This is a genomic window from Enterococcus sp. DIV1094 (assembly GCF_017316305.2).
Lineage (GTDB): Bacteria > Bacillota > Bacilli > Lactobacillales > Enterococcaceae > Enterococcus_B > Enterococcus_B mangumiae.
Map to the genome: position 1 here is coordinate 449,831 of NZ_CP147250.1, position 26,363 is coordinate 476,193.

31 protein-coding genes and 1 pseudogene are annotated in these 26,363 nt (G+C 38.9%); 1 reads left to right on the plus strand and 31 read right to left on the minus strand.

The genetic code is table 11. The features are described from left to right. Window positions 1-3: 3 nt before the first annotated feature. The 23 genes and pseudogenes from DOK79_RS02070 to DOK79_RS02180 form a co-directional block, all read right to left on the minus strand. Window positions 4-2,331 (minus strand): phage tail spike protein, encoded by a 2,328-nt coding sequence (locus DOK79_RS02070; RefSeq protein ID WP_206859444.1) that lies wholly within the window; start codon window positions 2,329-2,331, stop codon window positions 4-6. After that, window positions 2,328-3,083 (minus strand): phage tail protein, encoded by a 756-nt coding sequence (locus DOK79_RS02075; RefSeq protein ID WP_206859445.1) that lies wholly within the window; start codon window positions 3,081-3,083, stop codon window positions 2,328-2,330. The genes DOK79_RS02070 and DOK79_RS02075 overlap by 4 nt, the downstream gene beginning before the upstream one ends. Further along, window positions 3,076-7,878, minus strand: coding sequence for a tape measure protein (locus DOK79_RS02080; protein ID WP_339092776.1), 4,803 nt, complete (start codon window positions 7,876-7,878; stop codon window positions 3,076-3,078). The genes DOK79_RS02075 and DOK79_RS02080 overlap by 8 nt, the downstream gene beginning before the upstream one ends. Beyond that, window positions 7,865-8,446, minus strand: coding sequence for a Gp15 family bacteriophage protein (locus DOK79_RS02085; RefSeq protein ID WP_206855051.1), 582 nt, complete (start codon window positions 8,444-8,446; stop codon window positions 7,865-7,867). Before DOK79_RS02085 ends, DOK79_RS02080 begins: the two co-directional genes overlap by 14 nt. Before the next feature lie 4 nt (window positions 8,447-8,450). Continuing rightward, on the minus strand, window positions 8,451-8,831 hold the full coding sequence (locus DOK79_RS02090) for a hypothetical protein (protein WP_242543245.1): 381 nt from the start codon (window positions 8,829-8,831) through the stop codon (window positions 8,451-8,453). Window positions 8,832-8,885: 54 nt separating this feature from the next. Further along, complete coding sequence (locus tag DOK79_RS02095) at window positions 8,886-9,404, minus strand: phage tail tube protein (RefSeq protein WP_023520360.1); 519 nt, start codon at window positions 9,402-9,404, stop codon at window positions 8,886-8,888. Further along, a complete protein-coding gene (locus tag DOK79_RS02100; protein ID WP_206855055.1) occupies window positions 9,405-9,803 on the minus strand; it encodes a minor capsid protein in 399 nt (132 codons plus the stop codon). Continuing rightward, entirely contained in the window at window positions 9,803-10,168 is a 366-nt protein-coding gene (locus tag DOK79_RS02105; protein WP_206855059.1) for a minor capsid protein, read from the minus strand. Before DOK79_RS02105 ends, DOK79_RS02100 begins: the two co-directional genes overlap by 1 nt. Beyond that, a complete protein-coding gene (locus DOK79_RS02110) occupies window positions 10,168-10,503 on the minus strand; it encodes a putative minor capsid protein (RefSeq protein WP_206855061.1) in 336 nt (111 codons plus the stop codon). Before DOK79_RS02110 ends, DOK79_RS02105 begins: the two co-directional genes overlap by 1 nt. Next, complete coding sequence (locus tag DOK79_RS02115; protein ID WP_206855064.1) at window positions 10,500-10,955, minus strand: hypothetical protein; 456 nt, start codon at window positions 10,953-10,955, stop codon at window positions 10,500-10,502. The genes DOK79_RS02110 and DOK79_RS02115 overlap by 4 nt, the downstream gene beginning before the upstream one ends. A 29-nt stretch (window positions 10,956-10,984) precedes the next feature. Continuing rightward, window positions 10,985-11,149, minus strand: a complete 165-nt coding sequence (locus tag DOK79_RS02120) for a HeH/LEM domain-containing protein (protein ID WP_206855068.1) — start codon at window positions 11,147-11,149, stop codon at window positions 10,985-10,987. Continuing rightward, the gene (locus DOK79_RS02125) at window positions 11,146-12,033 is read right to left on the minus strand and encodes a capsid protein (RefSeq protein ID WP_206855069.1); all 888 of its coding nucleotides are present in this window, start codon (window positions 12,031-12,033) and stop codon (window positions 11,146-11,148) included. The genes DOK79_RS02120 and DOK79_RS02125 overlap by 4 nt, the downstream gene beginning before the upstream one ends. A 13-nt stretch (window positions 12,034-12,046) precedes the next feature. After that, a complete protein-coding gene (locus tag DOK79_RS02130; RefSeq protein WP_010733985.1) occupies window positions 12,047-12,637 on the minus strand; it encodes a phage scaffolding protein in 591 nt (196 codons plus the stop codon). Window positions 12,638-12,870: 233 nt separating this feature from the next. Continuing rightward, entirely contained in the window at window positions 12,871-14,019 is a 1,149-nt protein-coding gene (locus DOK79_RS02135) for a phage minor capsid protein (protein ID WP_206855071.1), read from the minus strand. A 4-nt stretch (window positions 14,020-14,023) separates the two neighbouring features. Further along, window positions 14,024-15,562, minus strand: coding sequence for a phage portal protein (locus tag DOK79_RS02140; RefSeq protein ID WP_206855073.1), 1,539 nt, complete (start codon window positions 15,560-15,562; stop codon window positions 14,024-14,026). Window positions 15,563-15,576: 14 nt separating this feature from the next. Continuing rightward, window positions 15,577-16,872 (minus strand): PBSX family phage terminase large subunit, encoded by a 1,296-nt coding sequence (locus tag DOK79_RS02145; RefSeq protein WP_206855075.1) that lies wholly within the window; start codon window positions 16,870-16,872, stop codon window positions 15,577-15,579. After that, a complete protein-coding gene (locus tag DOK79_RS02150) occupies window positions 16,847-17,740 on the minus strand; it encodes a terminase small subunit (RefSeq protein WP_206855077.1) in 894 nt (297 codons plus the stop codon). The genes DOK79_RS02145 and DOK79_RS02150 overlap by 26 nt, the downstream gene beginning before the upstream one ends. Before the next feature lie 125 nt (window positions 17,741-17,865). Continuing rightward, window positions 17,866-18,093, minus strand: a complete 228-nt coding sequence (locus DOK79_RS02155) for a hypothetical protein (protein ID WP_084812820.1) — start codon at window positions 18,091-18,093, stop codon at window positions 17,866-17,868. Beyond that, window positions 18,093-18,272: pseudogene (locus DOK79_RS02160) on the minus strand (hypothetical protein). The gene DOK79_RS02155 and the pseudogene DOK79_RS02160 overlap by 1 nt, the downstream one beginning before the upstream one ends. A gap of 95 nt (window positions 18,273-18,367) precedes the next feature. Continuing rightward, complete coding sequence (locus DOK79_RS02165; protein WP_206855079.1) at window positions 18,368-18,868, minus strand: peptidoglycan recognition protein family protein; 501 nt, start codon at window positions 18,866-18,868, stop codon at window positions 18,368-18,370. Between the two features lie 1,020 nt (window positions 18,869-19,888). Continuing rightward, window positions 19,889-20,071: a hypothetical protein gene (locus DOK79_RS02170; RefSeq protein ID WP_206855082.1), complete on the minus strand. Its 183-nt coding sequence runs from the start codon at window positions 20,069-20,071 to the stop codon at window positions 19,889-19,891. Between the two features lie 555 nt (window positions 20,072-20,626). Next, a complete protein-coding gene (locus tag DOK79_RS02175) occupies window positions 20,627-21,094 on the minus strand; it encodes an ArpU family phage packaging/lysis transcriptional regulator (protein WP_206855084.1) in 468 nt (155 codons plus the stop codon). A 150-nt stretch (window positions 21,095-21,244) separates the two neighbouring features. Next, window positions 21,245-22,942, minus strand: a complete 1,698-nt coding sequence (locus tag DOK79_RS02180; RefSeq protein ID WP_206855088.1) for a right-handed parallel beta-helix repeat-containing protein — start codon at window positions 22,940-22,942, stop codon at window positions 21,245-21,247. A 343-nt stretch (window positions 22,943-23,285) separates the two neighbouring features. Between DOK79_RS02180 and DOK79_RS02185 the strand changes: the two genes are divergently transcribed. Continuing rightward, window positions 23,286-23,705: a GNAT family N-acetyltransferase gene (locus tag DOK79_RS02185; RefSeq protein ID WP_206855091.1), complete on the plus strand. Its 420-nt coding sequence runs from the start codon at window positions 23,286-23,288 to the stop codon at window positions 23,703-23,705. Window positions 23,706-23,764: 59 nt separating this feature from the next. On the opposite strand, the gene DOK79_RS02190 is transcribed toward DOK79_RS02185, so the two are convergent. The 8 genes from DOK79_RS02190 to DOK79_RS02225 all read right to left on the minus strand — a co-directional run bounded on the left by DOK79_RS02190 (window position 23,765) and on the right by DOK79_RS02225 (window position 26,361). Beyond that, entirely contained in the window at window positions 23,765-23,923 is a 159-nt protein-coding gene (locus tag DOK79_RS02190; RefSeq protein WP_206855094.1) for a hypothetical protein, read from the minus strand. Between the two features lie 425 nt (window positions 23,924-24,348). Next, entirely contained in the window at window positions 24,349-24,708 is a 360-nt protein-coding gene (locus tag DOK79_RS02195; RefSeq protein WP_242543250.1) for a YopX family protein, read from the minus strand. Window positions 24,709-24,746: 38 nt separating this feature from the next. Beyond that, window positions 24,747-25,028 carry a hypothetical protein gene (locus DOK79_RS02200; protein WP_206855098.1) on the minus strand — a complete coding sequence of 94 codons (282 nt, stop codon included), beginning with the start codon at window positions 25,026-25,028 and terminating at the stop codon, window positions 24,747-24,749. Further along, complete coding sequence (locus DOK79_RS02205) at window positions 25,025-25,198, minus strand: hypothetical protein (RefSeq protein WP_179099921.1); 174 nt, start codon at window positions 25,196-25,198, stop codon at window positions 25,025-25,027. The genes DOK79_RS02200 and DOK79_RS02205 overlap by 4 nt, the downstream gene beginning before the upstream one ends. A 12-nt stretch (window positions 25,199-25,210) precedes the next feature. Continuing rightward, on the minus strand, window positions 25,211-25,597 hold the full coding sequence (locus DOK79_RS02210; RefSeq protein ID WP_034687964.1) for a hypothetical protein: 387 nt from the start codon (window positions 25,595-25,597) through the stop codon (window positions 25,211-25,213). Continuing rightward, window positions 25,594-25,905 carry a MazG-like family protein gene (locus DOK79_RS02215; protein WP_206855101.1) on the minus strand — a complete coding sequence of 104 codons (312 nt, stop codon included), beginning with the start codon at window positions 25,903-25,905 and terminating at the stop codon, window positions 25,594-25,596. The genes DOK79_RS02210 and DOK79_RS02215 overlap by 4 nt, the downstream gene beginning before the upstream one ends. Beyond that, window positions 25,902-26,204: a hypothetical protein gene (locus tag DOK79_RS02220; protein ID WP_206855180.1), complete on the minus strand. Its 303-nt coding sequence runs from the start codon at window positions 26,202-26,204 to the stop codon at window positions 25,902-25,904. Before DOK79_RS02220 ends, DOK79_RS02215 begins: the two co-directional genes overlap by 4 nt. After that, complete coding sequence (locus DOK79_RS02225) at window positions 26,197-26,361, minus strand: hypothetical protein (RefSeq protein WP_206855104.1); 165 nt, start codon at window positions 26,359-26,361, stop codon at window positions 26,197-26,199. Before DOK79_RS02225 ends, DOK79_RS02220 begins: the two co-directional genes overlap by 8 nt. Window positions 26,362-26,363: the final 2 nt, after the last annotated feature.

The window sequence follows — 26,363 nt, forward strand, 5'->3', positions numbered from 1 at the left end:
TATTCACCCCTCCACTCTTTCCATAATAAAATTCAATTTTTCTTCTAAGCTTTCTATACGTTTTTCTTGATCTTCGACAATTTCAATCAATTCTTGATTAGTTTTTGTATTTAAATGGATCTGCTTTGTTTGATTGATCAGTAAATAACGTGAACCTTCTTCTACATTTTGTTCTTGTAAAAATGCAGAACTTTGTGCCGCAATACCAAATTGTTTTCCTTGAGGATTTTTTCTGGCTACAACATTTTTTTGAATGGAAACTTCTGGACTATCATCAACACCAATTTCTTCTACTACTCTCTTTTGACTTGGCCTGTAATCTTCTTTCCATTCAAAATCTATCACTTTAATTTTTTTAGTTTCTTTAATTCCATTTACTTTTGAAGGGGTAATATTTTTTTTCAATCGAATGTCTGATTGTCCTGTAATAGAAAAACCATTCATATGAATATTGGAATACACTTGATAATTCACATTATTGGAAACCGTAAAGCTTCCAGCACGAACTCGACAATTCAACAATTGTGCTGTTTCAATGTGATGGTTATTAAAGAGTGTTCTTGTTTGATCTATTCGCGCATTACTACCACTGTGAACAATTAAACGGTTTGTATAAAGACTATTGTTGCTTGACTGTGAACCCAAAGCTACATTACTCCCATTGACTGCAGAAAAATGCATCTGCCATTGACCAGTTCCGGCATTGGTTCCTGCTGCTAAAAGACCCGATTGGACGCCTGATTCGTTAAAAAAGGTGATACTAGCCCTACCTAGTCTCATTGCTTCTCTGTTATTTGCATGATAAAAAGTAAACGAATTTCCTGACAACAACATCTGTCGAACATTTGAAATAAATGACGTGATTTCTCCATTTTGTAATAACAGTCTTCGAGAACTGCCGGTTGTCTCAAAAGTACTTCCTGAAATTGCCACCCCTATAATGTTGATTGCCCTTAGCGTTCCTGTAGTTATTCTATCTGCAACAATCGCACCATTATTGGTCATTGCTAAACCGTAATTACCATTGTATCCTGTTGAACTAAATCCTAATCCACCAGCATTCCATCGCCATACATTACGTGCGGTATTGATATTTTCCGTATCCATGATAAGTATCTCTTGCGGTTCCGATAAGGACGGATGTATAACCACGTGTCCTTTTGGTGGATTATTTAAAATATTGGAAGCTTCTTTTTGTGCCTGTTGCAGCCATTTTATTCCATTTTCTAATCGTTCTCTCTCTTTTTCTTGTTCTTTGATGGATGAACTCATCGTGCCTCTAATATCACCTATTTCTAATGAATCATACTCATCTAAAAGAACGTTCCAGACTGTGCCAACTATTTTTGCTGTGGTATTAATCTCAAGTTCATTAAATGCAACTGTTACTATATCGCAAAGCTCTAATTCCTCTAATAAAGCATGTTGTTCATTCATTGTCGCTTTAGCTAAATCGACATACTTTAGCTTAAGATTCACATGTGGCACGCCAACTTGATTATTTTGAATAAATTGCGTTGTTAACGTTCTTAATTCTGCGACCGATTGAGGCTCTTTATCACTGAAATCGACCATTTGAATTAGCCTGTCCGGAAATTTATCTAGATGAGGGCCATCAATATAAATTTCCGGAAGTAGTAATACTTCTCCATCTTTTTCAGGATCTCTTGCATAGGGATAGACCGACGTATATGTGCTTGCAATACTATTTTCTTGAACCAAATCTTTCAGATTTTTTCCGTAAGAAATGACCACTCCTGAGTTTTTCCCAGCACTACTCATTAATCGAATTTCATTGTTATCAAAGATATATTCTCCACCGAAATTTTGTAAGATTGAACCCTGCTTTCCACCTAAAACTTCTTGTGCATTTTGAAAATGGCCAATTTCCGAAAAATCTATTGAAGCGTTTGTTCCCACATCACTATATACTGATAGATCTCGTCGGGGTACTAATAAATTAAGCCATTGATTTAAAGCGAATTGAGCAGATACTCCAGAAAACTGGCTCCCTTTCAGAATGCCAGTTTTACCCACGATTGCACTGATATGTTCAGCATAAATCGTTACAATACCATTTTGTGGTTTAGTTACCCTTACAATTTCAAATCGTTGGCTTTTTGATCGTTTTCCAGGACCTACATCTGCTACAACCTTTTTCCCTGGTTCTAATTCTTTAAACAAAGGAGAAAACATTGGATAAGTGAAAGTCAAAAATGGAAAATCATTTCTAATCCTCGTTACCAACACTTTTCCTGCATGAATTAAAGGTCCGATTCCTAATGTTGTATAGTCATTATTGTTCTTATTATATAAAATAGGTATGCTCATATAGCTATCGCCCTCCATCTAGGTGTGATTCGCACATTAGTCAACTGATTAGTAAATGTGATCGTAGTCAGCCCAGGGTTTAATATGGGCGGATGGTAGCCATCTGTATGGATAAGGATACTGCTTGAAAGATTGATATTTCCTTCTCGATAGGCTAATCCGTTCTCACTATCTATTGTGACTAAACCTGTTCCTGCGGAACGCAAAATACGGTATTGTCTCCCACCTATACTTAATGTCGCATCTGAAGTAGCGTTATAGTGGAATTGAATAAGGGGATATGCAATTTCTAGCTCTGGATTTTCAAGCTGAATACCACTTTGAATACTTCTAGGTTGCAATCCGGCTATGCTATACATTACAGGTGCAAAGCGAAAAGGAATTCGTATATCCATCCAATCTTTTGACTGATCAGCAATAGTTATTTCTTCATAACAGATCGCTTGATACATATAATTAGGATTTAATGATAGAAAGAAAGGTTGATAATTTTTGGGCTCTTTTACCCAACGATTGATTGTTTGTAGTTGTTGCATAAGTGATTGATCATTTTGTCGTTGTATTTCAACAGGAAATATTTTTTTGATATCTTTGTAACGGTTCTCACTATAAACCAAGCTTCCTTGTCGAGCGTCAACTTCTTCAAATTGAAGTGCTGCTTCCGGTGAAACAAAATAAATGTCATCCAAAAATGTCATTCGGTGTTGTAGTGATGACTGTCCATTAAATTCAAAATAGGGTTCGTTAGACATCTCTTAACGTCCTCCTTAATTCATCAGTTGTATTCTGAGCTAAATCTTTTGCTAACTCCTCGATGTCACGATCATCAACGATTGTGATTTCGCCAAAATGTATATCAATATGAGGAGTGTTATGGATCGTTCGATTAGTAGTACGTGATTCATTTGTAGAAACTGGCAGAGCTCGACCAAAATCAGCGTTCCCTGCAATCGCCACCGACTCAGCTTGAATATTCGGCAAGACAAGCTGGGCACCTAAATCCTCAATGGCATCTAACGCTAAATGCTTGAATCGCTCAATCCCTTCACCAACTCCGGCAGGGATCCACCGTCCCACATCCATCTCCATCACTTTGGATGGTGAATTGATATCTAAAGCTCGTTGCATCGTTTGTGCCACTTGATTAGCGATGGAAGCTGCATTGCTAAGAACTTGAGCTTGCCCGGCAATTAATCCATTGTTTAAACCGATCATAGAGTTTTGACCGATGCGATAAAATTGATCAGGCAAATGACTCATCTGATCCGGCATGCGCTGCGCACCATTACGGATTGTGTCGTTCGCATCTCGCATCCCATCACTGTAGGCTTGATTTGATTCACGCATGATTGCTGTGGCAATCTTAGGAAGACTTTGTAAAGTTTTATCTATTTCCTTAGTCAGTTTTTCAAAAACTTCCTGCATTTTTTTAGATCCCTCATTGGATGTTTTGACCATCGCTTCCGTCATTTTATTGATTTCAGAAACTGCCTGAGGGGCGGTATCAGCGATACCTTGGCTTGTGCCTTTACCTACCTTTTCTCCATGTTTTTGGTATTCTTGTTGATTCATGTGTGTGGAAATTTCATTCCCTGGTACTAATGCAATTTCTTTCGCTGCTTTTTGGACAGCCCCTTGACTATCCTTTATTCCTTTGGCAGATCCGGCACCAACATTTTGACCATTTTTATTGTAGTTACTAGCAGTCATTTCGTTGTTTAAAATATTTTCTGGAACCATCGCAATCTCTTTTGCTGCAGATTCTACTTGTGGTTTTCCTTCACGTACACCTTGACTTGTGCCTTCACCAACAGGATGCCCCAGAGAAATATATTTATCGATCCCCACGGTTTCTCTAATCGTTTGTTCCGGAACATTAGCTACTTCTTTAGAAGCTTCTTCTACCGAAGTAATATTATCTAAAATTCCTTGCCCAAATTTTGTTGGTGGTGCTGCACCCATTGAGGCGTAGTCTGTTTGTTCTAGGTGAGGGCCCATCACTCTCTCTGGCGTTTGAGCAACTTCCTTTGCTGCTTCCTCTACTTTGGGGGTTGCTTCTACCATCCCACCTCCAATTTCTTCGACAGGTTGACGTCCCCACTGGGCAAAGTATTGCCCCTCTGTTCCTCTCCGTAAAGATGCCTCACTTTTTTCTGGAACTAATCCAAACTTTTCAGAAACAGTCTCCGTTTCTTCACCAACAATATTTGCCATACTCGCCATCGCTTGCTTCATCGTTGCATCCGCAGTCCCATTTAAATCACTAATGTGCTGTTGTGCTGTTTCTGGTAATTTACCTAATTCAAGATCTAAATTTTCAACAAACCACGCCGATTGTTCAGCTGACATTTTTGGTAGGTCCTCCATATGAAGACCCATTTGTTCCAGAAGGCTTTTTGTATGTTCTCCACCTAACTCCGCTAATGAACCAAGATTCAGTCCCATCTCATCAACCATTTGCTGTGTTTGAAGCGCACCCGCCGGGCCTAGCTTTTCAAGTTGCATAATAATGCCATCATCTACACCGGCCTTCGCCAAAATGGCAACATTGGTCGACCAAGTTCTCATAGCTTCAGCATTTTTTTGTAGATTTCCCTTCATTTGATCCAAGCTGATTGCTTCTTGTTGTTCAATCTGCTTAAAAGCATTCCCTGATTCTTCTACCAGCTTTTTGTACATGCTATTCATAGATTCCAAGGCAGCTTGTTGTGCATCAGATAGAACATTCCATGAGGTAATCATCTGTGAATTAGCTTCTGAGACTGTCTCTGCGACTGCTCGTCTTTTCTCTTGCTCCTCCGTGTACAATTGATTTCGTTCAGATTGATTTTCAACAAGTAAACTTTGAAGTTCATCTTCCTTCTGAGAGAGTCCTTCCAGTGATTCTTTAACCTTTTTCTTTCCATCCACGCCAGATTCTGAGGCTTCTTGCTCCAATCTCATACGTTCTTTGGCTACTTCAGTTAATGAGGATTCAATGTCTGCAGCTTCTTGATTCAACGTCTTTTGTCGTTCGGTTAGCCGATTGACTTCTTCCATTCCTTTAGAAGCTTCAATTCGTTTGTTTATTTCTTCTGTGGTTGCATTAAGCAGGCCTGTTTCTTCGTCGTAAGAGAGATTTAGACCAGTCACTGAATTATTCAGTTCATCAACTGTATCAGCCATCAATTTTTTATCCGCAGCCGATTTATCTTCAATTGCTGAAAGCCTTTGTAATTCAGCTACTAGATCCTTGTTTCTTTCTGTATTCGACTCGATCACTTTAGCTTGTGATTCAAATTCTTTTGCACTGGACTGGGTTGACTTTTCTACGCTATCAAGATCGCCTTTTAATCCATCTAATTCACTAGCTAATTCTTTGGCTTTTTTACGAGCTGCAAAGAAATCTATGCCCATTTTGGCGGCCGCAACTCCAGCTAAACCAAGTGCAACCGCAGTGCCTGCGACCACAGGATTTAACAGAATACTAGCAGCCGCTAATGCTTTCTTCGCTACTGCAGAAGCACCAGCAGCAATCGCATAGGTTTTTTGGGCAGCTGCTGCCCCTTTTAGTGAAGCTGCATTGGAAATGTTTGCTGCGACAACCGCTTTAGTGGTGGTGGCGTTCTGTAAGTTGAGACTGATTCCCAGTTTTGTAGCAACTGCATCAACTTTTTTAGCCATCGTCGCACCAGAAGTTGCACCGGTCAGGTATTTCAACATCTGAACATAAGATGCTGTAGCAACTGCTGCTTTCTGTACAATCAGTAGTCCACCAAATGCAGTTCCTAATCCGATAATTACAGGCGCTGCCGTCACAGCTGCGTCTTTCACAGCAATAACCCCACCAGCCATCATATCAATAGCCGAAACAACCGGAGGGATGACACCAGCGATACTATTCAACGCCCCTTCAAAAGTTTTACCAAACCCTTGAATATTTTCTTTCATTGAGCCAAAGCGAGTTTTGCCAAATGCCTCGTCCATAGATGCGATAATGTTTGCTGTTCCTCGACTTGTTGCAGTAGCCATATTGGCAAACGACCCTGCCCAAGTATCCCCAGCTTGTTGAGCCATCCCAGAAACCGAGGTGAATTCATTCCCACCATCACGCATCGCCTGTTCAACCGTATCAAAAAACTCATTGGCACTAATTTCGCCATCACGCAACGCATCTCGAATACTCTGCATACTCATGCCAGTTGCATCTTCATAGATTTTCCAAGGATCAACACCACGACGGACCATCCGATCCATTTGAGCCATGTTTACGGTACCGGTGGCTCGCATCTGGATCATGGCATCCATCACATTATCCATTGTTTCTGCAGCGCCATCACCATACATGGCAACTGCATCACCCCAGATTTGATAACTTTTCGTCGATTGTTCTAATGAACCATTTTGCATAACTAAACGTTGAACGGTCTGTGCCGCACTATCAAGCATGTAGTTTGTACCAACAACGACATCTCGAACGCCTTCCATCCCTGCAGCGGCTTCTTCTGAGCTACCAGTTAATCGAGTCATCGTATTTTCAAAGTTATTCAAAGTATCAATACGACCAAATGCACCATCTAATGAACCTTTAGCCATCGTTAGTGCTGTAGTTGCTCCTTTTGTGATCAACATCGCTGCGCTTAATTTCCCAACACTACCAGTTAACAGATTGGCACTAGGATTAGGCTTCTCAAAAGAATCACCTAACTTACTCCCAGTGGTATCTGCGTACTCTTGTAGGGCCAATAAATGCCCCTTCATAGCATCAACGGCAGATCCTAATGCACTTGATCCATGTTTGGCTCCGGCTTCAATACTTTCTGAAATGCTTTTCCCGGCTTTGGTAGCAGACAGTTCCACAGGCGGTACCATTTTCGAAGCTGTTTTCCCAATACTTTCCGTGGCATTATTGGCTTGTTTAGCGCCAGATTCAAACGATTCAGCAATTGCTCGACCTGATTTGTTAGAAAAACTCTCCACACTATTTAGTAACGAACTTCCTGATTTACCAACGCTATCAAGAGCTGCAATTGATGATTTCGCTCCGGAATCAAAATTTTCAGCAATGCTTTTCCCGGCTTTTGTGGCTGATAAATCGACTTGCGGTACCATTTGATTCACAGATTTCGTAATAGAATCTGTAGAAGTTTCAGAATCCTTAGCAGCACTTAGAAAAGTTTCACTAATACTACGCCCCATTGTTGGTGCAGAAGATTCCACAGAAGAAACCAAGCTTGTGACTGATTTAACGACACTTTCATTGGCCTGATTGGCATCCTTGGCACCTGTATCAAAGTTATCACCGATTGACTTACCAGCTTTAGCTGTTGCAGATTCGGTCGTCTTTCCTAAACCTGATACGGTCTTTTCGACAGAATCTACTGCTTGATTTGCCGATTTTGCTCCTGATTCAGTATTCGCACCCATGTCAGACCCGACTTTTTTCATGACATCATCGGCATTTTTACCCAGTCTGGAAAAGCCTTGTTCGACCGTGTCAATTTCTTTCGTGACCTGTTTGCCGTTGACGATTATGTCGATCGTTACCTTACCATCACTTCGACTCATCTTCTTCACCTTCTTTCGGTAGTGCATAGAGTTTCTTCAATTTTCTTAGTTCATCTTTTGCTTCTTTATTTCCTTTTCCTGTTGGCATTTTCCTCGTCCTTATCGACACGATCTGTCTAAACCTAGTTTCATCTGGTAATCCTCCAAACAAGGCAATAAACTTCTCCCATCGCATCTTCCCTCGTTCCTCAAATAGATCGATACCGTATGATTGATAAAATGCTGCGTAAATATTTGGCGCATCATAATCAAAAGAAAAATGCTGGTCCGCAATCTCTTTCATTTTTGGTTTTAATTGGTTGCCCTTCTTGTCATAACGTGGCTTTGGTTTTTCCCAAATATCAAAAGTTTCCAAGATTGATAAAAAAATCGTATTTTGTGTTTCAATGTCATACAAAAACGAAACACCTAATAAAAGCTGTAAACCCAGAACAATTTTTTCTGGTTCCGTCAAAATCGGATCCTTTAACAAGTCAAAAAGACGTAGCACCGTATCGAAAGAAAGATCGATCGGATAACTAACGCCTTCGATTTCCACCGTGTCTTCTAATCGATACTGTAGTTTCATTGCTCTATCCTTCTAAGTAACGCTGCATTTTATCGAAGAATTGTTTTTTTCGTCCGCCAAGCTCTTCTCCTACTGCGGAACAAATCTCCATGTAGTACTCAGAGATCAATGTGTAGTCAGGCGAAAGCTTAAACAACTTGTTAAATGCGCCATCTCCTAAAAGCTGATCCATCACTTTTTCTAATTCTTCATGCGCCTTCCTGTCAGCTGTTTCCGGTTTGATCATCTCTTTTTCCAGTTTTTCAGTGATCTTTGCAGACTTTGTCGCATAATTTGAAACTAATTTCCAAAAGGCTTCTGCTCCTTTTTCGGATGTATCAATATAAAATGTGTGTTCGCCAATCTCAATTGGTAGTTGTGTTTTTTTCACTTGGATTTTTACCATGTTTGTTTCCTCCATTCGTTGGTATGTAAAAAAGAGAAGCGATAATCGCTCCTCTTACTTAGTCTCTTCTTTCTTGTTTGCTTTAGTGTTTGTTGGTGCAGAATTCAAAGACACATCTGCGTTATTACCACCGGATCCCGGAACACCTTCCGTCGGTGTTGCATCGAAGGTAATTGTACAAGAAAAATCTTCCGTTGCATCCGCTGCACCAGATCCAGCCACAATGTCCGTCACTGTCGCATGTCCAGTCCATTGTTTTGTCTTGTCAGCACTGACAACACGATGCCAAACTTTACGACCAATGCCGGTTTTATACTTCATGTCTGCAATAATTTTTTGTGCTTTATCTTCAGAATCATAGTCACCAGATACGTTATAAGCTCCAGATACACTATTGACCATGTTTGTTTTCACGCCGTTGTAGTAAGCTTTTTCCTCTGTTGTTTCCGTTGTCGCATCAGAAATGTCTTCAATTCCATCTGCCAATTCTACCCACGCAGCTTCTGTTGGTGGTGTAGCGATATTCGTAAATGGCGCAATAAAATGACCACGTTCACTGTTTACATTTTTCATTTAGTCTTCACTCTCCTGTGGTTTATTTTTAAAATAGAGTTTTGCTTGGACGACTAATCGATAATAGAAGAACTTTTTATCGTCTTGACCAAGCAAAAAGGGTTCATTGGAAATTGTCAAAGCCATGAATTGATAAGAACCATCTTCAGATGGGATAGATTTCACATTTTCTAAAATCTCAGAAAGCTGATAGATGACACGGTCGCCAGAAAAGTTTTGGGTCTTGAACCGAAATTCAAACGGCAATTCCTTGACCTTGTCCCCATTCATGTACGATTTGACTGTTCGGCCTCCCGGTAGTGGTACCAACCGAATTGACTCCTCCTGATCGATGGCTTGGATAATCACCGGCACATCGATTTTACTGGCTACTTCCTGTAGCCGATCTATAAAATCCATTATAGTTTCGCTCCAATCTTAAATGCCTGTAACCAATCACTCATGAATAAGGGTTTCGCTGCTTCATCCCAAAATGGACCGGTTCCGGGCTGCTTATTGACAAATGGGATCCATACACCAGTTACTGGATGCTTTCGGCCGCCATAATACTGCGGACCTGCATATGGCGCATCAAATATCAGCTGACTTCCCCGACCAGATACTTGGCCAGTGTCACGCAAATGCATCGTGTCCCATGGCACCACATTTTCGTTCATGGTTTGTAGCATCCGGTTGGCCATGTTCAACTGACCAAGCCCCAAGTTATCTTCACTAAGCTTTGATCGGACACCACCTAGATCAATGTCAATCTTGATCCCACTCATCAGACCACCTCAATTTCATAGCCGAAAGGATCAGGTGAATCAGCATTCAGCGGTACAACTTTTGCGATAGTGTAATGTTTGCCAAAGATCTCAATTTGGTCTGCAACTGAAAATTCTGGTAATGGTCCAGTGTATTTCTTCACCATAGAAATCAATGCATTGGGCGTTTGTACTTTCCCATCGACATCCCTCGGCTCAAACTTGACTGTGTCATCAAAGCGGACATGCTCAATGACAAGCTCATCCTCAAGAATAGGCTCACCTCTTGGGGTTACACCAATTTTCTTCCGATAGATCATTGCATGAGGGAAAAAACGTTTTGGTGGCATTCTCATCGACTCACCCCACGATATAACAGGCCTGTGCCAGATAACTGCAGCATAGCGTCCCCAGAAAGCAGGGATACTTCGTTTGTCGATGACGAACCACCTTTGCTTTTAGAAACACTCATCCGACCAATGGACCAGCTGTCAGGCTCTTGCATGCCGAACGTTGTAGTGGCCTCAGCCTCATGCATGTACTCAATTTGATAAGCAACAGCCAACTTGAATGCATCGCGCCGCATCGGAATATCTGACTCGAGATCATTCCTCTGATAAAAACGTCTCGTTTGGATGTCCAACAATGCACTAGCTTTTCTCAGAAACTTTCGGAAATCTTTTTCAGTCAGTTCTGTTTCTTTATCCACCAAGCGTTTATACTCTTTAAGAGACAAGTAGCCACATGGCTCGATGCTTTCCTGATCGTCAAAGATTTCATTCAACGGCTTACGTCTTATTCGTTCCATGGTTTCACCTCCATGAAAAAAGAGAGTGGTTATTCACTCTCTTTTAACAGCTCAATTAATTCTGGTTTCTTGGCAGTTGATGGATACTCAATGCCAAGACGATCTAACTCAGCTCTAAGCTCATCAACTTTCATGTCATCGATGACAAATGATTTACCTTCTACCCCAGACTTCCCCGGTTCTTCCGGGGTCATGCTTTTGGGTCATCATAAGAGATATAGATTGCTGGACGTGCTTTCTTAAGTACCAAGCAATCGTAATAATCCAACCCTTTGATGGTGTCACGGTAACCGCCACGATCCTGGTCAGCAGGGACCAAATCAATCGTATTGTACTTCTCGATTGGCTTAGCAACGGTGATAGGTGTCATAATGAAATTAATATGCTTGTCTTCATCGACCTGCAACCGATTTTTAGCAACCTTTTGGATGATGATGTTCGTGCCATCAAGCATCTCGACACGACGATCGATACCATTAAATTGAACAGTGTTGGTGGTAAAAGTTTTAGAAACGCCATCTGCATTCTTCAATGCTTTGTAGGCATCACTAGACATAAATGCCACAAACTGACCAATGACTTCTGTGTCAGTCATGTACGCTTCAGCATCGTCGAAGCTATCTAAAATATTAGATTTAGTGATTGTTTCTTTGACCGTTTTTCCTTTGTAAACATTATCAGAAGTATCAAATCCGGCTTCAAGTAAACGTGCAACAGCGGTTTGATCTTTCTCAGGAATCGTAACCAATCGAGTGTGCTCTTCAATGACAGCACCTACTTGATAAGCTGCATTTTCCGATTGATCTAAGCGATCCATGTCGTAGCCCATCCAACGTTCCTTTTCCAATTTTAAAGTTGATTTCTCAACGGAGATATTGTTCCGTTCGTTTTCTTTATTCCGCTTATAATCGGCAGCCGTAAATCCTTGCATTTCATTTACACGTACTTCGTGAGTACCCACAAAATCAGCTTCCGTGATATCTTTTGCCCCTTGGGTCAATACTTCCCATACTTGCGACTCAGCTGCAAATTCCTTGTCGATTTTCGCTAAATCTTTACTGTCTAAAATTACTGGCATTTAAACCACTCTCCTAATTATTTTTTGTTCTTGCAATATTCTCTGCTAGATTATCTTTCCAGCTTTTTTCTTTAGGTGGCTCACCACCACCTGTATTACCAGCAGCCACAAACTGCTTTTTCTTTGGCTGTGGTGCAGGATCGCTTGATTGAAACAAATAGCCTTCATCTTTTTTCAGTGAGGCTACTTTATCATCTAATCCCTTGACCCCTTCGTCAGTCATTTCCAATTCATCTGCCTTCAACAAAGCTTTCACAGCTGTAATGTTCTTAGCTCCAGCTTGTGTTAAAGCTAATTCGATCGCAGCGTTCTTACGATCTGCTAGTCTTTCAGCGGTTACGGTTTCTAACTGATTTTTATAGTCATCAATTTGTTTTTGCAGATCTTCATTTCCACTGTTTGATGCTTTCAACTGCTCAACAAGCGCATTTGCGGCGGTTAAATCTTCGTTTGCAGTTTTTAGCTTTTGAGACTTATCGTTAAAATCAGCTTTAGGCACAGCATTTTTCGGGAATTCTGATTTTATTTCTTTTGTCGCTCCGTCTAGATCAAACTTCCCATCCTCTCCGACGTGTTTTGATAAAATTTCTTTGATCCATTCCATGATTCATTCTCCGTTCCTTTTTATTCTGGTTGGTACCAGTTTAGAGTGTGAGTTATACCGCTCACTCGGTAGATAAACAGTTTAATGTCATATTCAGGACAAAATAAAAGCCTAGCAAGCTAGACTAAACAAATCAAAATCCTCAAACTTCAAAGCAAGACCAATTTCATAAAATGTTAGTAAGATTTCAGATAAGCTCAATTTGCTTTAATCCTCCACCATACTTTCTCCTTCTATGAATACACTTGCTCTCTCGAATAATCCCGACGTAACAATTGATCATGCTCATTGATAAAAGTACGCAGTGCTGCTTGACGTCGTCTGACCAGTTGTTTGAAGTGCAGAACATCTTCTTTGTTGTCCATTGTCGTTGCTGCGTTCAATTGCCGCTTAGCACGTCGAATAGCGACTTCCATGCGGCGCTGTTTTGCAACTAAGTCCGCATTGTCAATCGCTTGTTTTGGATCATATTGCTTCATGTGAATATCAAGATCCGGATCATAGATTTGGATGTACAATCGATGTCGACAATTAATACCTTGGGTTCCGTCAGGCTCACCGTATCCATAATCATAGATCGATGAAATATGACGTAATTCTTCCGGCGCATCCTCTTTACGGACAAGCAAGACCCATCCGCCTTGGATATGGGCACAGTGTGGTCGTGCAGCCATATGGCTACTCATTAGCGCTGTGACAATTCCATGCTCTAACCCTCGCTTAAGTCGCAGATCCTGATAGACTCGATGCGTTGTGGTTTTCAAAACCATCCGAACGTAGCGCTCAAGGCTCCATTCACGCCCTGCCTTGTCGACAAAGGTCGTCATCACCCCTTTTTCCACCATCGCATAGATCGATTCTCTAAGCGCCAGTTGTGGCGTTTTAGTGCCGCCAATGATTTTGGCCGCAGTATCGTTTAAAACTTGTTGATACATCTTAGCCAGTGGATTATTCGGATAATTAGTGTCGATCAGCGTTTGATTGACATGATTGTCAAGATCTCGCCATTGCTGATTGAGATACGACTCCATCACATTGTCAATCTCAGTTCGTGATGGCGGTTCTTTTCCAGTTTGTTGAGATAAGTTTTTGTCAAGATCTGAAATGACTTCAAACCCCATATCCACTATGATTTTACGTAGCTGATCATAAGAATACTGACTTGTTTCATTGACCAATTGCTGCAACGATTGCGGATTCAAAAGGTTTAATTGATGCATCTTTTCAATTTTCCAATGAAAAGCATTGTCCTCATTCAAAGGCATTCGAGTTGGCATTTTCAAATGCTTGACAAGCATCCTCATGATCTCATCTTCCATCGCCATATAAGCATCTTGAATGTAAGAAGCCTCAATATCTAACTGGTTAGGTGTAATGGCCATTCAATCACTCCTCGAAGTCTTCGTATCCAGAATCTCGTATTTTACCAGTAGTCTCATCAACTACATCTAATTGCGCTTGTCGGTAAAGATCTTTTGCCTTACTTTCAGGCAACTTCATTATTTTGGCTAAAGTTAACCATCCGGGAATCAGCCCATCATTTTTCAGTTCACGATAATAATCAGATTCTGACTTTTTATCTAAGAAGATGCCATCATCAAAGTTCACACCGATCTCTTCACGATTTGGAGATTCACCACTAAATAGTGGTTTCCCGTCAACTTCTGTGGCTCGACCTAGCTCACACAGCGCTAGCACAACATCCCGAATGAATTCCTCTAATTCGGTTGTTTGTTGGTTCCTTGATTGATACGTTTGCGAGTTCTCGCTGATTACCTCAGTTGCCGTCTTATTCGTAGTACGTACCCCGGCACCATCGAAAACGAACGTACCAGTCGACAGCCCCACTTCCATTTCTAGAAGTCGCAAGCGATGATTAATTGCTCCAATGTATTGTTCTGTTCGAATTTCATGAGTTAAATCCGTAATCTTAAAATCATCTGGTTTAGATCCGGGAATAACCACATAGAAATCATCGTTTGGGTCAAAGGTCAAATCAATATTTCCAGTCTCTTTGTTGGGTACACCATCCAGCATCGATTCAGGAACAGCAACTCGCCGTTTTCCCACATCAATTTCATGATCAAACGCATCCAACGCTTTGTTTAGTCGATCAAGTGTTCGTTTACAGTTATCGTACACACCAACACCAAGTGGTGAGTATGGGTTGATATTGTTAAAACCAGCTGTCTTGAAATAAGAGAAGATAGGGCGTTCAATTTCTTCCCCATGCCTCGCTGGATCCAACTCTGCATATTGTTCCAAAGTGTCCAACGATACCTGCATTCCTAAAACATTATATTTTTCACTTTCATAAAGCTCATTGAGCACCCAATACTCTCCGTCGATCCACTGGTGAAACTCAAGTAGCGTGTAAAAGAATGTTTTGGAGCCTTCAGTTTTGATGGTTTTAAACGCAATCGCACACTGACTGATTTTATTGGTGCTACTCTCCAATGGGTAAAATGCGTCAGGCAGTGCCCATGAGAACTCAATTTGTCCTGATTGGTCATTGAAATAAGGTCGCACAACTAAGCCACCAAGAGCCATTGCTGGTTCAAGATACTTACTGAGATTACGCTTGAAGTCGTTATGCTGAAACACAGACTCTATCCAAGCACTTGCTTCATCATATTTTTTTGATTTATCATCTTTTCCGATCGTGATTTCTGCCTGTTCATTGAACATTACCTTCGCATATTCAGAAGCAACCTTGCGGGCCATATTGATATTCGCCTTTGCTATCTGATCATAATTACAATGCATGTACCCTTGGTAATAGAGCAAGCTGTTTTGAATACGATCATATTCTTCACGACTCATTTGAATCTTTGGATGATCTAAAATACTTTGAAGCTCTTTTTTCGCTCCTATTGCAACCGCCCCCTTTCCAAAAACTCTTTTTATTGCTTGCCAAAATGACACCCGATCACCTCCTGCTAAAGAACATAGCGTTTCGTAAAGTAATTAATCGCATAACGACATTCGTCTAATGCATGGTTGTTTTTATCCACTGGGTAGCCCGAATCATTCCGAACGTACATTCCTAATTCCTTGATGAAATGATAGTGACCATACTTGCCATCATGATCGTAAAGAAAAAAGCGTCCTTTTGACAAGGCGCTTTGCATACGTTCGATACCTATTTCAATTTTAGTGCCATTGCTGGTTACTTTGTCTTTTGAGTTGTTGTCTGCTTTTGTTGTGACGATTCCTAACACACGTAATTCCTCACTCAATGACTTACAAGCTGGATCGACAAAGAATTTTGAATGCTTAGGCAGCCATGACCACTCTTTATAACACCATTCTTTAAACTGCCTAATTTCCTTGGCATACTCACTCATCGCTTTCGTGACACCCGTGTCGGCACCACTATGGTAGAAGTTAGCCATCCGATAGAGATAATATTTTCCGTCTTTCCATGTAACGAGATTTAAGGAACAGGTAGTTGCATCACTTTGTCCGCCGTCTGCACTAAAGAATGCTTCTACAGGCTTGCCGATGATTCCCTTCGACAGATGAGTATCTTCGTTAAACATTGAATAGATCACACCTTCAGGCATCACACGATCACCTAGCCAATCTCGTTTGTAAAGATACTCGGAGACTTTACATTCCGCTTCCCATTCTTTCAAAGCTTGTTTCGTTAAAATAGGATTATCTTGTGGTCGCCAATGACGAAACTTAAAAGACCCAGTTTCTATAAAGGGTTTAAGAGTTTCTATGTTCGGATGATTTGGTGCTGGCGGATTCTGTTCAGCGAGATGATAACGAAAACTAGAAGCTTTAGTCCGACGAAAAGCCTCATCTATAACTGCTTTGTTAAGCAGATTGAATTCCAAAAAAGTGACAGTTCCAAATGACATACCAGTGATGGCACCGACAGCATTTACTTTTCCGCCGCCTTTATAATAGATCCGCTTTTCTCCCTCTGGTAGATTGATCCATAAATGATCTCCATGCTCATCGTGTCGAATTTCAGCACAGCTGGCAAAGATATGTTCCAGTCCGAATCCTTCACAATCCATAAACATTCTGTAGGCTTGTTCTTGGTTATAAGCAAGCACAAGATGATTCGTATCGGGATGTCCTGCGTATATTAACGCCATCTTTTGAGCATCTGACATCGTCTTACCAGAACGAATCGTTCCCTCGTTCAATTCCATCCGAATTCCCTTGAGCGATTGGAAAATATTCTCTTTTTGCTTAGTCGATAGTTTCAACTGGCTCATCTGCATCACTCTCCTCATCTTTCTTTATTGGACCAATAAGCGATTGGCCGATATCAATAAGGCCTTGTACTTTACTCTGTTCTTTTTCATTTAACACCAGCTTAGATGCTTTATTTTCGATAATATCAGCCTCAGATTGAACTTTGCGAATCTGAGCTTGTTTCAATTCATCAACGGTGAAGAACTTCAGTAGTTCAGACATAGCTTTTTGTTTGTCATAAAGTTTGACAGAAACACCATCTTTGCCTTTTTTGACCTCTTGAATAAGTGTGCCATCTACTTCTTCACTATTTTTCAATGCAACTTGAGATGACTTGTATGTTTCCAAATCTCCAGTGAACTCGTTATAAACTTCTTGCTTTTCACCCTTATCATCATAGGTATATAGTTTGTGTTCGGATGATGAGAACTCAACAAAATCAGTGATATCAGCAAACGCTTGCTTTGCATATTCTTTTATCAAATCTTTTACATCAAGAAACATATCTTGCTGCAGTTCTGCCTTCAGTCTTTTCAACTCGATCTTTATGCTATCTTTTGCTATCAATCTTATGCTGTTAGACCTAGCGGAATTATAATCGCATCCATAAGCCTGTTGATATGCCTTAGTAGCGTTGAAGCTTTGTAGATAATAAAGACAAAACAGTTTTTGCTGCTCTGTCAGATCATTATTATCTATTACTGGATGCACCTCTTTTTTGTGTACAACCTTTTCTTTTTTTGTTGCACCCTTTTTTTCAGGAAAACCATCCCACTTTCTAGACTTCCAAGACTTAACTGTATTGATAGATACATCGTATTTAGCGGCTATGTCTTTGTACTTCATGCCGCTTTGATAATCTATGTATGCTAGTTCCCACTTTTTCACACTACACACCACCTCACATTCTTTGCTGGTTAAGTTTTGTTTCATAAAATTATACGGTCAATACTGCATCTGTACTTCTTAATAGCTTCCTAGTTTGAGCAACTTAGTGTAATCATTGCTTTCTTTCACCTTACATATCTCCTTATGTTCCTCTGAATGTTTTCATCGTTCCAGACTCCATGACCACAATAGCGAAGCTTGCAACCATCAATTTCGATAGGTGTAGCTTCTCTAGTCATTTCGATAATGGAATATCTATTCTTAATCTGAATGGATAAGACAATGCGTGATGGATCATCTTGGCTAGGTTGCGGATACCTATTAGATAGTGATACGTACCAGTAATTTCTCATCACGTGGCCTTCTCTCTATCTGAGATCAAATCATTGTAAAGAGCAGTAGCTCGTTCCTTTCCAACACGTAATCTCCGTTGAATAGTTCCAATCGTAAATACTTGACCTTGACCAACTTCTTCAAAGCCCTTCTTTAATTGTTACATTTCCTCAAAATCTTTATCAGTGTATTGTTTCATGAGTTTATTCCTCCTTTAATGCATAATAAAAAGACCACTCAACGAGTGATCTAATATATAATAAAGAAGCCACCGAATCACGATGGCTACATAGTTTATTCTCCATTTACTCTTTTAATTATCTCAGATAAACGAGGAATCAATGATGGCCCTGGACATTCTGTCGATGACGGAGAGTTTCCTTCGGCACACTGGTGACCTACGATCCTCATTTTTCTACCATACCGCTTATTAATATCTTTAATTAGTTTAACTAATGAGTCTACCGTCTTGTCACTTACTTTCCAATCTGGTGCTGTTGAAGTATTACAATTCTCAATACCTATAGAGTAAGAATTTGCTTTTCCAGCGTGCCATGCTCTTTTTTCTTCTCCGACATATGCTCTGATTTCTCCGTCCGGTCCTATACCATAATGAGCTGATGCTTCTCGCTCACGCCAAACTTCAGGTACACCATCATAATTAGTCATAGCCATATGATGAATAACAACTGTTGTAATCTCAGTGCCATTTCGACTATTCCATCTTTCCTCGCCATCGTTAACAAACTCTTCAAATTGATAAGGTGTAGCAAGTGGACTAATAATCGTTGTCATAAATCTATCCTCCTTGATTTTTTCGTAAGCACTTACATAACTAGTATAAAAGTTATTTACTTTAAATTTCCATCGAACAGACTATCAAAAATGTCACATTTATTATTTTGCTGTGAGATATTAGTAGAAATTTAAGAAAGTTTAATTTACATTATTGATTCTCGTATTATTTCACTATTCGAATACTATTTTTTATCTATAATATTTGAACTACTCTAGTTGGATTATCTTCATTTGGCTATGAATATCTATTGATTAGTTATCAGTATCAGGAGTTTCTCATTATGTAACTAAGTTGGCGAAGTGTTGCTGATTTTCTTATGAGTGTCAATAATGATTTTACTAGCTATTAATGTCCGTTTTTTGTAATTTTTTTACTATAATCATTTACTTATACTAGCAGAAACTAGTATATGCTTTTTTGATATAATTTGATTTTTGGCCTGTGACACATCTTGGATTAGCGTGTAATCTACCTCTAAAATATTTACCTAGTTTTCATAATTTCCTCCTAAGATAATGGTAGAAAGACTTTGTAGCATCCAAGTTTGTCTCATACACTCTAAGTGATGGACTTTCTCCTAGACGATATGAGTTGATCAAGCGTTGTAAAAAAATATATATTGTATTACTTACAAGTCTTTACCTTGTACCTTCTAATCATTCATCTGATTTAACTTTTTCATGACTTTTTATCCTTTCGCTGTATAATAGAGTAAAAAAGAGAGGTAAGTAAAATGCCTTACTATGTGATCAAAAAGAAAAAGTTAAAAATATCGAATAATCGATTCGTCATTCACGAATGCACTTGCCCTCGTATTAAACAGAAAGATGAAATCACTGCTATCGGGTATCATACAGAACATAATGATGCTCTTCTCTCTATTAGCTTAAAAAGACCCTCAGACGAATTTTTATTTTGTAGCTTTTGTTGCAAAACTCGAATTATAAGTAAATAGGCCCTACAATCTGCCAGATTTGATACCGGCAAATTTTTATCTCAAAACAAAAAGCTATCCTTTATAGAACAGCTTCTCTAATATCTTTTAACTTAACTACTGCTACCTTATTGCTGTCGTCCACTAACTCGACGACTGCTGTTCTTTCTATAATATTACGAATTTTGATTTTATAAAGTTCTTTTTCTCCGACTACTTTAGCCATGTAGATGCCATCTTTTTTCAATTCACTAGTTTCGAACATAAATCGTTACACCTCTGAGAACATTTTTTATACAGGATAAACAACTTTTGATAATTAGTAAAGTATATTCACATTGTAGATATAAACAAATCAAACAACCTTACACAGGCCTGACGTCTGCTTCTCGTCCTTACCACATTCTCAGTTGCTATTGTTATGGGTCAGATACTTATTACACTGACCGGTGTTAAATAAGTCCTCCCAAAGTCGCTGGAGTGGGATTGCACCACACACAAGAACTTACTAAGTTCTCACGAGGTTATTCACCATTGACTGTTGCGTCTCCTAATTCCGCCACAGCGACATAATAAGAATAGACAGCAACAGATGAACTATCCGCAGGAGCTAAACCCCACATACTTTAGTTTATTTGTTGCTGTCTATCAAAGCTTAATTACAACGATGAGGGAGATTTCCTCCCTTCAAATTGTTTTTGTCGATGTCCTGTTTCCTAATCTTTCGACACTATCATAATAAATCATTTTCTAGGTAGTTGATTGGTATAAAAAGGAAAGCATTTGGGTAGTAAATGGGTATAAAAAGTGTAAAAACTGGCTACTTAAAAGCAACCAGCTCTAAGGAAGAAGCAAATTGAATGATGATTTTGTTCGATTCTACTTTTACAGATTCCTCGCTCGTATTATTTCTTTGAGCAGTTACATAAATAGACATACCGTTGATATAGCGATCATAAAATATCTTTTTCCGTCTTTCCGTTACATCAGGCTTATGCGGATGCTGAATCGCGGAATAACCACGAATGAACAGTTTATGCAAATATTCAAATTCTTCTTGCGCTTCCTCTTTTTCAATCAACATTCGTTCTGCTTCAAATGTATTATTTGCTGTAGAAGGTGGAACCAAGGAGTAAGATGCTGTTACTTTAGGCTCCCGAGGTTGACCTATCCTACATCTAGCTGACAGATATGCTGAAAGAAAAACACCAACATTATGTTTTGTGTTATCCATATCCACATCTTTTGCCTCTGGTGTCTCATATTTCTTTACATCGAAAAGTACCATCCATTGATTCCTCCATTTATGATATAATAACTGTGTCGGAATTATTACTTAAGGTCGGAGGAATCCGGCTTTTTTAATACCAAATACTACACTACATTAAAGAGCATAGTATTTGGTAAAAGAAACTGATATTAGATAATTTATCTATCTTTAGTTGGTTTCAATATTATCCTTACTAATAAGGTTGCTTGCCCCTGAAAAGTTTGTATTGCTACTTCGACTTGAACTTATGATGTTGCTCACGAAAATGATATCATTTGCGTTTGTTGTGAATACTGAAATTCTTGTAAGAGACTGAAAATGGTTGTTATTAATACTAATTTTACTGCCAACTGCTACACGAATCACAGCATTATCAGTATCCCATAATCTTTTATTAACATAGAACATATTATTAGAGATATTCACATCGATGCATTCTGCGAGAAATACTCCGTGAGTTCTTGCACCTATGAGGTGGTTTCCTAACAGAGTGATTCCCTCTGCCGAAGAAAGCTGAATTCCATAGACTGTATCTTCTACATTGTTAGTTTGATCAATCAAGTTGTTCGTAATAATTAAATTTTCACCATTTCGAATGACTATCCCTAAAGTTTTGATACAGGTATTTTTTTCAATTATCGCACCTTCTATACGTCCAAAATGACCTCGTAATTCTATTGCTCTTCCGTTAGTATTGGTAATACGATTGTTTGTAATAACGTATTCTTTAGCAACTGGAAGGTTAGTTCCCGAAGTTCCTCCTGTTGAAATACCTACACCCGTGATATTCTTTACAAAGTTATCAGAAATAGTCATATGCATTCCACGAGTATTTATCCCACTAGCACACCCTTGAATAGTATTCCCATTAAAGTTCCAGTACATACAAGGTTCATGGCACCCCAGTGCATAGCCCACTCGGCAATTGGTACATATATTAGAACTAACACTAATATGATGCGGTGCATGATTTCCTCCTGTTACTCCATGTCTACAATTGTCAAAAAAGTTTTTCTCAATTCGTCCATAGCATGACGAAGAAATCACAGCTATACCATAACCACTATTAAAGTTATCAAATAAGGGACTTGTGCTATTAAGCAAGTAGCTATTCATAATGGAAAATAAATATGTTCGAGTCATCTGTATACCAATGTGCTCCGCACCATCGATAGTTACTTGATCAATTTTTGTGTTCAGGCCATAGTTGATATTAATACCTGAATGCACACTACCGACACCACCTAATATAATTTTTAGCTTTTTAATTTCCACATTACTAACTGGCTCATATATTTCTGCTCGAAGATTATCATCATGCATATAATCAAAGAGTAGCCCACCATCTATCTCAATTGTTCCATCCTGAATATCAACATTTACAATTTTTTGAATCTCTTCTTTGAATGGAAGAAGTCCAACTTCTGTTTCACCCTGTCTTTCATTACTGATAATTTGTACCATTCGTCCAGTTCTCGCTTCAAAAATATCTCCAGTAACTGAAAGTTTCGTTTGCCCTTCACCCAAATCAGTAGATACTTTTAAGTTTCCTACCTGATTTCCTGAAGCTCTCAATAGAAAAGGACGTTGATTAATGTCTCCATGTGCTAACCCACGACCATCTAAGATTGTTCTATCACCAACACCTTCAATTGTTACGTTTGATGGAACAAACAAGGTTTGATTTATAATAAAAGTTCCTGCTCCTAGTCGAAGAGTTCCTCCACCTTGCATTCCTAAATCATTTAACAAATTCTGTAAATTTTCAGCATCTGCCGATGGTGTTCTCGTATCTAGGTCAGTTGGTTTCATTTCAGAAGGGGATAGATAGATTATTTCATTTGCTTTATTAATATTTGAACTCATAATTGTTCACTCCTAATTTTATGATATTTTTTTATTTATATAAAAATCATTTGTATTTTCAATCTTTATATACTAGGATCGCGGATTCTGATTACATAAATAAAATTTACTTCACGCTTATTTATTTTCATAAATTTTCCCCTCTTCATCTAGATTATTTTGTAAATTGACCTAGCAAGTCCACCCTCGATGTAAACGATAACAAGCGTTTATCTTATTTCATCCTAAACTAGTGATATTTACCAATATTTTGATTTATTGTATAAAGCTATTATTGACATTCTAAAGTTAGACGCTATAATAAGTGGTTCTCAGTTGTTAATCAGAAAAAGGATGTGAAGCTATGTCAATTAAACAAATGGAGTATACAAAAAACAAAGAATTAACTTTATCTGAATTAGAGTCATATACAAAGAAAATTGTCCCTGAATTAGAGCAAGAATATCAACAAATTAGCTTTGTTTACGAATCAGAAGGTGTTGTTTTGGGTAGAATTGTTGGTTTTATCCACTGGGATCATCTACAAATTGAACTTTTCTATGTTTCCAATAATACTCAAGGGCAAGGGATAGGTACAAAACTACTAAATCATGTGGAGTCTATCGCTAAGCAACAGAACAAATCTTATATTTTCTTAGAAACAATGAGTTTTAATGCACCAAAATTTTATGAAAAACATGGTTATGAAGTAGTTGGCAAAATTGTTAATTCACCTATGGAAAACCAGATTAGATTTTTCTATAAAAAAGATATTTATATATGATCATTGACAATTAAGATCAACTTTCAGTTGGTCTTTTATAGTTTCTCCTGATCGATTACTTACTGCACTTCCTCATACCCGTAATTGCAGTAATTGTAAAAAATTTCTTTTGCCTCTTCTACAATTTTTTCTTCTGTCGCATCGTCTTCTACTTCGAAATACTCCACCGCCCCAACGCCAGCCCAGCAAGTCTCTATATCGATACGTATTTTTTTCATCGATGTTCCTCCTTCATAAAAACTAACCAATGTGTTTTTGTTCACTTGCTTGAATATATCAGAGTTTCAATCTTATTATTCGTCTCTAAATCTCTAACGTGTTAGCGTTAATTTGTGGGGGATTTAGGGGGTGGCTCATTTGTTTATAACTGCAAAAGTTATCTTTTGGGTGATAGTTATTCTTTTCGTCCTAGTTATTTGTAGATTTGCAAAATGTAATGCTCAATGTTACACAATGTTTCTTTTTGCATGTCCGATTTTTTATTTTATAATTAAAATATTTAACTATGGACTTGATCAATCGTTATCTGTTTTTATTAGATATTTGATTGGCCTATTTCTCGCAGTTGTTACTTTTATCGCATATCTAATCTATCGCTTTAAAAAGTAACAACTAAACCAGTCTTTATGGCTGGTTTCTTAGTCTATTGCTTCGATAATTCACCATTCTCGTATATATTTCCGATAACTTCGTGGTTAGTTGCTTCTGCATATGATTCCCCAGTATTTCTATGACCTAATCTGTAATCACTTTTCTTTAATACAACTACAAAGCCAGCTTCTTGTTGCAGATAAGTTACATAGCCGGTTAATCCATTTGAGTTTTTTATAATATCCCTCTCAAAAGTCTCTACACCGTTCTTGTCTTTTAGTCCTGTGGATTGCATGAGTTCAGCTTGTTCACCAACCTCAAAAACATCGCACCAGTCGTCCACGGTAACATGAGGACCTTCAATCCCTAGGAAACTATGCCCTCGTGTATCAAATGCTAAAACATCTTGCATTTCCTGTTCATCTTTCAATCATGCTCTAAACTTTGGTATCATTTGCTGTCCTCCAACTCAAGATACTTTCTTAAACTACGAAGCCCTTTTCCACGTTTTTTCGTTTTACGTTCAATCCATGTTCCTGTTGTTCCCCAGTAGTCAATGGTCCCCTTATGTGTATTGATTGAAAATTGGTGATTGCTTTGGTAATGGGTAAACTCGAATCCCAGCGCTTTAATATTTTTTGTAGCTGAATCCCCCATTCTTTTAACATGCTGTTTTCGACGTTCTTTAAGATAGGGTTTTATGTCTCTCCAGTATTCAGCCAAATCACTCATTTGCTGTCCTCTTTCTGTAACTCACCATAAATGGAACATCTACGACGAATTGCTTTTACTCTGCGTTCATTTTCGAGCGTAGGTTGTATTTTATATGCTCTTTTTGCACCCTTTAGGTGATTTCGAGCACCTCTTAATGCATCTGAATATAATTCTTTTGGTGCATCCATTTATTGTTCCTCCTACTTATTTTCTGTCATGGTGAAAGGTACAATGCTCTCAGGCATATAGTTGACTTCATATTTGTATTGGTTCACTTCAGCGCCAGCGAGATCTTCTATCACGTACATATTGAACTGCGTCATATTGATTAAATGCTTTTTGTAAACTCCTTCTTCCGTTTCGACTAGTATCTCAAGCTTTTCAGAATTACTAGTGTTTACCGAAATTCTTCCAATAACCTCAAACTCTACCGTGTTAGATAATGTGTTCATAACAGCGACACGACGAATTACATTGAAGTTATCTGCTTCTTGGCTTACATTATGAGACACTTTCGTAGCTTGACGACATGCCGATAAACTAAAAACCATTCCTATAGTCACAATGAGCATAATTAGTTTTTTCATTTGCTGTCCTCCAGATCACTAGACTTCACAAACACCCCATCAATCATTTGCCCAGTACGTCCTTTGATTTCTCCCCATGCCTGTTCTAAGCACTCTTCAGCAGTCAACCCATGTTGCATAGCTAAAATGATAAGAGTAACAAGCGTGTCTCCGATACCATCTTTTACGGCTTCTAAATTGCCACGAGCCATGCTAGCGCCGACCTCTCCAAGTTCCTCAATTACCTTCAACATCTGTTTCTCTGGTTGTGCCTGATCCAAACCTTTATTTTTAGCCCATTTCTCAATATTCATTGTCAGCTCGTTCATTTTTCTTCCTCCATGTATTTAAATTGCCGCCCCTTAGAATCAATATCCATATGCTTCGCTCTACTCCATATGATATTTTTTGACAGCCCAGTAATTTCTGTTAACTGTTCAGCTGTGCCTGTAACTAGAATTCTGTCGCCATGCCAAATTGCAATTTTCCTCGGCGTTTTTCTTCTAAGCTTCTCAGTCCATATCTTTTTACCAAGCTTTTGTACTTCTACGATGATTTTTTCATCTTCTTGCCAAAATTCCGTACTGGTTAATTCAGCAATTCGTTTCATTGCTGCTTTCTTATCGATCCTGACAGTCTCCTTTCAATAATTTGAGTACTTGATCAAGTGCGCTCTCACGTCCGCCGTGAAATGTATTTAACCATTTGTCTTCATACGAAGCGCTTTGCCTCATCGCTTCTTTGTGCATTAGCTCCACTTGGGCTTTCAACTCATTAATTTCCATGA